This is a genomic window from Persicitalea sp. (genome assembly GCF_041751555.1).
Taxonomy (GTDB): Bacteria; Bacteroidota; Bacteroidia; order Cytophagales; family Spirosomataceae; genus Persicitalea.
The window spans coordinates 1-7,604 of sequence record NZ_JBGSXF010000027.1 but is presented as its reverse complement, the minus strand read 5'-3'; the positions used below and the strand labels follow the sequence as shown (position 1 = coordinate 7,604).

The following is a 7,604-nucleotide window of genomic DNA, read 5'->3' as shown; positions in this document are numbered from 1 at the left end:
GTCATCAATCAGGTGGGCTACCGGAACACCATTCAGGAAGGTTTGGATGTGGTTGCCGATGGCCTCGATGCGGTACTTGTTCCACTGGTTGTTCTTGAAGGCCGTTTTGGCCTTCGGATTCAAGTCGCCCGGATAAAGCCAACCACGACGTGCTTCATCATAGATGCCAGCCGCCCAGCCGCGTGCGCTAGGGTCAATCTCGACCTGATAACCGTGGACGCGACCATCCATATAGTCGGGCTTGGACTCACTGCGGATTTGAATGCCTGAATTCAGTTTGTCGTCTACCATTACTTCCAGTTCGAGGATGAAGTCGCCATACTCTTTTTCGGTCGTCATGAACGAATTGGGCGTGTTCATGGTGGAAGTACCTACGATGGCTCCGTCCTTGACCTCGTACTTGGCCTTACCGTTCAGTTGCTTGAAGCCGCTGAGGTCTTTGCCGTTGAAAAGGTTCTGCCAGCCGTCCTTGGAAGACTGGGCGTGGGTGTTTTGGATAAAGCAGCTCATTAGCAGAGCCGCAATAAGCAGATAAGTTTTTTTCATTCGATTATTTAAGTTCACAAGTAGTCACTGAGCAACGGATCGAGATATTTGGCGCGAGATCTTCCAGAGCCATCCTTCCAACGTAAGAAATTTGCCGTTATTCCCTTTCAATCAGAAACGATGTTCTATATCGTTTACCCTGACAAAAGGGAGGCTCAAAGTTTTTTTACTAATCAAAAAAAAGAAAAGCCCCCGAAACCGAAGGCTTTTCTTCTTAATTTGGAATGTCGGAATAAATTATTCACTAATTCAGACATTCACTAATTCCAAATTGACATCAATACCCCGGATTTTGTGAGAAAGCGTCTTTCCCTCCTTCGACACGGTCGATTTGATTTTGGGGAATCGGCCGCAGCACGTGGTAGGGTTGGATATTGGGAGCACCTTCAGGATTGTACTTCTTGACCCGATCGACCAGGACACCCCAGCGCTTCAAGTCGAACCAGCGCTTTTGCTCACCGATGAGTTCGCGGGCGCGTTCCTCCATAATTAGCATCATGTTCATATCGGCGGCGGCAACCTCCATTTCCTTTTCCTTGCCCGGCCAAGCGGCACGACGGCGTACTTTGTTGATCGCTGCCACCGCTCCGGGTATATCCCCTGAATTCAGCAGGGCTTCGCTCAGGATTAGATAGGTGTCGGCCAAGCGGTAGTTGATGTAATCGCGGGTACCTGCGAACTGGGTACGGTCCACTCGGTTAGGATCAAGATTCTTGCTAAGGGCAGGAAATAGACGTTCCGAGTAGGCACTAGGCACCAGCACCTGGTAGGGCCGTTTGGCCCGCTCGGCAGTTGACATTTCATAACCAGGATCATAGATAGCTGTATCACCCAGCGCAAAGGTTACCGTAGCCTTCGACTTGTCGAAGGTCGTGTTGTACTTGCCGGGTTTATTGGAGTAATATACATCTTTGTACGTCTTGAAATAGCGACTATCCTTAGTGCGATTCGCCAAAGCAAATACATTGTCAAGGGTATATTCGGTAGGCTTATAGCGCTTGAACGGACGGCCATTCAAGACGTCACGCTGCATACCGGGTAGTACGTCATACTCCATCAAAAAGAAAACGTGTGAGTTGTTGCCACCGCCGTTGTTCAAGGGATCACCTGTGTACTGGGTAGCAAAAATCACTTCCTTATTCATTTCGTTACCGGGCCGATGTACATCGGCAAAGTTAGGCAGCAGCTCAATGCCATAATTGTTGATGACGTTCTTGGCATAGGTCGCGGCTTTGGCGTAGTCATCACCCGCTTTGGCTTCCGAAGTAGCTTTGGTCAGGTAAACCTCCGCCAGCATGTGTTCCGCTACGGGGCGGGTAACACGGCCGTAGTCGCCGGACCGCGCTTTATTTTCCAGATCGGGGAGAGCTTCCGTCAAGTCTTTGATAATCGCCGCGTACATTTGTGGGACCGTGGCCCGCGTGGCAACTTTGGTAGGCTCGACTGTCTCGGTCAGACGCAGATCCACCCCACCAAAAGTGCGGGTGAGGATAAAGTAGTAGTGCGCCCGCAGGAATTTCACTTCGGCCACGCGCTGCTTCTTGATGTTCTCGGCTACGCCCGTCACGTTAGGGGCACGGTCGATTACAGCATTGGCCGAGTTGATGCCTACGTACAAATCGTTCCATACATCATTGATAGAACCGGAGCGGGAGTCAAACTGGCCGTCGTAGCGGTTGATGAACTTGTGCCCACCATCGGCTCCGTTAGTGTAGATATCGGTGCCGAAGGTCGTCAGGTTGTTACCCGTTTCGGTACCGTACCACTGTCTTAAATAGGAATAGGTAGCGTTCACGCCATCGTTGAAGCCGGTGGGCGTATTGAGGTAATCGTTGCCAATACCGGCGATCACGACTTCGTCCAGGACGCTGTCGCTGCAAGACTGCCCCAGCAGCAGGGCCGCACCCAAAGCGCCTACGCGCAGAAATTTGGCTTGTGTTAATTTGAATTTCATCGTCAATATCTTTTTGTAAACTGAATGTCTGATTAGAATTTGGCGTTGATGCCGAAAGTAATGACTGAGGTAGCGGGAGACAAGTCAGAACCAATGCCCCGGTTCTGGTTGCTCTGACCATTGTCCAATTCCACCTCGGGGTCGATGCCCTTGTACTTGGAGCGGTATTCCGAGAAGATGAACGGCTGCTGAATGCTGGTAAACACCCGCAGACTCGTCATGCCCAGTTTCGACGCCCAGTTGGTGGGTACGTTGTAGCCAAAATTGATGTTCCGCACTTTCAGGAACGAGCCATCAAAGTACCTCAGAGTAGAGCCATTACGGGGTGATTCCTGGTTGACGTTCGGACGTGGGAACTCGTTAGTCGGGTTGTTGGGTGTCCAATAGTCGATGTCGAGATTATTATAGCGACCCGCCAGCGAGTTGTTACTGGCGTGGAATTGGCTGATGATGAATTGACCAGCCCGAGCGTACAGGAAGAAATTCAGATCAAACCCTTTGTACGAGAAACGGTTAGTCATACCTGCTACGAAGGCCGGAATGGCCGAACCCAGGATTTGACGGTCATCGGCATTGATAACGCCATCATTATTCAAATCCTCGATCTTGATTTCACCGGGATTGTAGCCGTATGACTTGGCAAGATCTAATTCATCAGTCTGCCAAATACCGATCTTTTTCAGATCGTACACTACCGAAAGTGGCTCGCCGATGAAGCGTCCAGCGGAGATGTCATCCACTTTGCCGTTGGCCAACTCCACGATCTCTTCCTGGTTGTGGTTGAACGTAAAGTCGGTACTCCATCGGAAATCACCTTTATCGACATTGATCGTCGAGACGGTCAGCTCGATTCCCTTGTTGCGGGTGTGTCCAATGTTAGTTGTGAATCCGCTAAAGCCAGTAGAATTGGGTAGTGGCTGAGGGGCGAGCAGGTCGGTTGTGTTGGTAATGTAGTACTCGACCGAACCAGATACCCGGCCATTGCCAAAGCTAAAGTCGAGTCCCGCGTTGGCGGTGGCCGAAGTCTCCCATTTCAAATCGGGGTTTCCAATCGAGCCAGGACGATAGCCGAAGGCAGCCGTGTTGTCCCAGGCATAGGAAGTACGCGAGAGACGGGCCTGAGTCTGGTAGGGGGAAATGGCTGTATTACCTACCGCGCCGTAGCTAAGGCGAAGCTTGAGCTGATCAACCCAACGGGCCTCTTTCATGAAGTTCTCGCCCGTAATATTCCAGGCGAAAGCGACCGATGGGAAAATTCCGTACTTGGTATTAGCGCCAAACCGTGACGAGCCATCGGCCCGAACGGTAGCTGTAAACAGGTACCTTTCTTTGAAACCGTAGTTGACCCGCGCCATATAAGAAAGCAGCGTCCACTCGCTCAAGCCCGTATCGACCCCATTGACCTGGCTGGCATCACCCAAGTTGTAGAATTGCTGGGTGCTGGCAGGGATACCGTTCACGCTGATTCCTGAACTCTCGAAGTTATCCCGCTGGAAAGATTGGAGCAGCGTGACATCCAGATCGTGTACGGTGTTGAACTGCTTACTATACGCCAGGATGTTCTCCAGGGTGTAGTTAAATTGAAAAGCGTTACTTACACTTCCAAGAGCAGGTGCTCCCCGGCGGGCATTGGTTTGGCTGTCGAAGAAACGACCATACCGATTGATCTTGAAATCAGGGCCGAAGTTAAAGCGATACGAAAGCCCATCGATGATCTTCCACTCGGCGTAGAGGCTATTGAAAATCCGGTAGTTCTTGCGCTCGTCAATGACGGCACCCGGTACGATTTCGGCCAGCGGGTTAGTACGCAAACCGTCCAGGGTAGGTAGAAAAATCAGGTTTCCGTCGGCATCGTAAGGCTTGCCCAGTGGATTCTCGGCCAAAGCACCTCCCAGTGGATTGAAGTTTTCACCATTCCGTACGTAATGGCTACCCAGTGAGGAAATACCCACCCGGAGCTTGTTATTGATTTTGTGATCGAGGTTTACGCGGAAGGTGTAACGCGTTAGGTCCTGATTCCTCACCACACCCTTATCCTTAAAATAGTTGGCCGATACGTTGAACTGCGTCTTTTCAGTTCCGCCCGACACGCCCACCTGGTAGTTGCTGATAGAACCCGTGCGGAGCAAGGCATCGGGGTAATCGGTCGTGCGACCAGACGCAATACCGTCCAATTCAATGGGTTCGAATAGTTTGGCGTCGGCCTCAGCCGTAGCTGGTCCGTCCGGGTACTTCAAAGCCGGGCGGGTTTCGGCCCGGCGGGATTCGCGCTTGTACTCGGCAAATTGCGCACCATCCATAACGTCGATCCGGCCTAGCGCCTGGTTGACACCCGTGTAGGCATCCACGCTAACGACGGTTTTGCCCGGAGTACCGCGCTTCGTGGTGATAATCACTACGCCGTTGGAACCCCTTGAACCATAAATAGCGGTAGAGGAAGCGTCTTTCAGTATTTCCATCGACGCAATATCGTTGGGGTTGATGTCCTCGATACCACCCGCCAGTGGGATACCGTCCACTACAAAGAGTGGATCGTTGGAAGCATTAAACGAACGGCGGCCCCGGATACGAATCTGCGGCGTGGAGCCGGGCTTGCTACCCGCCATGTTCACGTCCACGCCCGCCGCGCGGCCTTGCAGGGCCTGCTGGGCGTTGGTGATGGGCAATTCGCTGATTTCCTTGGAAGTAACTGATGAAATGGCCCCTGTCACCTGGCTTTTCTTCCGCGTACCGTAGCCCGTGACCACGACTTCGTTCAGCGTTTTCAAATCCACGCCCAGACTGACGTTGATAACGCTGCGGTTGCCCACGGCAATTTCTTGGGTGGTAAAACCCACGGCGGAGAAGACGAGTGTAGGATTGGCGCTCGTAACGTTGATCGTGTACTTGCCATCCTGGTCGGTGGTAGTTCCCGTATTGGTGTTTTTGACGACGACCGTCACACCGGGTACGGTGGTATTATCCTCGGCAGCGGTGACGGTACCCGTGACAGCGCGGTCTTGGGCATACAGTGTGTGCAGGGGCGACAGTCCTATCGCTAACAGAAGGAGGAAAGAGAGCATTCGGGAAGGGCGCACTCTATGGCGACCTTTCACTTCCCGGAATTGTAGGGTAAATGATTTAATCATTAGTTGGATGGTTGAGATAAAAATTAAATTGTACTTATTAAAACTGAAATTAAACTAAAATTATTTTATCGGTAGCTTGTTTTTGGTAGAATCGGACTGGGAATAGCCCTGGATGGAATCTGTTTTTGAATGACTACCTAAATCGAAGGGAGCGGCAAGTGCGTTACGGCTCTCTTGATTTTCATCGTAAGGAGTGGTCTCCCTAATAAACAAAAAGAATATTACCACGACCGTAGCCCCTATCCCCATAATCCATTTCAGAAATATCCGATTCTCCTTGCTGACACGATCGGACTTCTCCGAATCAGTCAACAGTGGAAAACTACCTATCGATTTCTGGATGCGCTTCCAGAGTGAAACACTTTCCTCGTCAGAAATTTCTGTGTCGTCCCAGTCCGAAACCGTGTCTACCAAAGCCTTGGCCGACTCGACCGTCTCTCGCTGTTCTGGATTATCCCGCACCCAACCTACCCAATAATCGGCTACCTTCGAATCGTCAGGATAGCGCACCCACCGGATGAACAGGCGTTCCATCGCTAACTCTTCGGCGGTATATTCCGAGTAAGGCTTCATCGGTTCGTTTAGGGTGGTGGGGCTAACCTACTCCGTACGATATCCGATTACTGATTACGGACGGACGGATGGGCATTTGACCCCTACTTTTTTTTATTGGATAATGGAAAATGAAAAATAGAAAATGAACAAAATCACGCGCTTCGATTGGCAAATTACTTTCATTCAATGCCTTACCTTCGAAAAGATTTTTCGAGCTAAAACATTAATTTTCGGCAACACCTTCGCGGGATTGTTAAAGAAAGGGGAGCAGCAATGTCTTCTACTTAGTGGATTCCACCTTCCATTCGGAAAGCGGCTTTACGGGAGATGAATTCAGGCTTTTGGTATTGGAGAAAATGGCGTTGAATGAGTGGGAGGAGCCAGCGGGCAGCGTCGCCTCGAAGCCGACCATGTACGTGTTAGGATTTGGCGCATCGTAGTCGTGCGTCGGTTTGGTGGACCAGGTTTTGATCTTGATTGGGGTGGAGGTGTCGAAGGATAAATACATCGTCTTGCCCCGCTGCGAAAGTACCACCGTCTTACCATCCTGCACGAAAACATTCGCGGGCGTAAGCAGCGTCCAGCGTAAAGTAATGTCTTTGTTCGGCGAATCCACGCCGGGAGCTTTGATTTCGTCCCTCACGACAACATATTTGTCATCGCGCAGAGCGATGCCGCGCTTAACCGAGACGGCTTGTCCGTCGTAAACCGTAGAGAGGTCGGAGACGATGGCCATGTTCTGCGGATCGTTGGAAAAGGCGTCAATTTTGGCGTAGCCCTTCACCCGCTGATACTTTCCGTCGATTGTGAGGGTATTGTGCACCAGATTATTGTAACGAAAAATGTCCCAACGCTCAGCGTCCTGCTCGCGACCGAATAGCTTGATTCCGAGTTCTTCCAGCGAGTTGTAGTTCTGCGGTCCGAAGTCCATCGCCCAGCGTTCACCCAGAGCGTCCAGCACAAAAGAGCCCGCATCCATGTGGGCGTGGTTAACCGAGGCTGACCCCGCCTTGAACCCTACAAAAATGGCGTTGGGATCAGTCCACGAACTACGCATCATCGCCACCGGACTAGGTCCCTGCCCCATCCAGAATTTTTCCTGCGGCGGCGGTATGTTTGACAAATTCATGCCCGCGCCCCAAATCAGCAAGGCGGGCAGGGTGCGGTCTTTCACCAGGTCACGGCCCGGCTGCTCGTCGATCACCTTTTTCTGCATCCACAATAAGGAAGGGTCGTTTTTCTTGCTGGCAAACCAGAATAAGGTCGGACTGACACCATTCTTGTCGCCGCTGTCGCCCCAGTTGTGCACGATACCCAGCGGCCCAACGATGTGCTGCTCGAAACCCGCCGTTTGCATGAAGCCTGGTATTTGGGTAAGTCCGTAATCCGTACCGAGTGCTTTTTCCAATGCACTCAGGAAA

Annotated in this window: 5 protein-coding genes; all 5 read right to left on the bottom strand. The window is 51.5% G+C overall.

The annotated features are described in order from the left end of the window. On the bottom strand, positions 1 to 546 hold a 546-nt coding region (locus ACEW8P_RS00835), incomplete at its 3' end, for a DUF1080 domain-containing protein (RefSeq protein ID WP_373511215.1). Positions 547 to 823: 277 nt separating this feature from the next. After that, a complete protein-coding gene (locus ACEW8P_RS00830) occupies positions 824 to 2,500 on the bottom strand; it encodes a RagB/SusD family nutrient uptake outer membrane protein (RefSeq protein WP_373511214.1) in 1,677 nt (558 codons plus the stop codon). A gap of 32 nt (positions 2,501 to 2,532) precedes the next feature. Beyond that, positions 2,533 to 5,562 carry a SusC/RagA family TonB-linked outer membrane protein gene (locus tag ACEW8P_RS00825; RefSeq protein WP_373511216.1) on the bottom strand — a complete coding sequence of 1,010 codons (3,030 nt, stop codon included), beginning with the start codon at positions 5,560 to 5,562 and terminating at the stop codon, positions 2,533 to 2,535. Between the two features lie 126 nt (positions 5,563 to 5,688). Beyond that, complete coding sequence (locus tag ACEW8P_RS00820) at positions 5,689 to 6,201, bottom strand: hypothetical protein (RefSeq protein ID WP_373511213.1); 513 nt, start codon at positions 6,199 to 6,201, stop codon at positions 5,689 to 5,691. 262 nt (positions 6,202 to 6,463) lie between these two features. Further along, a partial coding sequence (locus ACEW8P_RS00815) for a heparinase II/III family protein (protein ID WP_373511212.1) occupies positions 6,464 to 7,604 on the bottom strand: 1,141 nt, incomplete at its 5' end.

Excerpts from the sequence above, each read along its gene's own strand:
- ACEW8P_RS00825 (WP_373511216.1), bottom strand. The coding sequence starts at position 5,562 with ATGCTCTCTTTCCTCCTTCTGTTAGCGATAGGACTGTCGCCCCTGCAC.
- ACEW8P_RS00830 (WP_373511214.1), bottom strand. The coding sequence starts at position 2,500 with ATGAAATTCAAATTAACACAAGCCAAATTTCTGCGCGTAGGCGCTTTG.
- ACEW8P_RS00820 (WP_373511213.1), bottom strand. The coding sequence starts at position 6,201 with ATGAAGCCTTACTCGGAATATACCGCCGAAGAGTTAGCGATGGAACGC.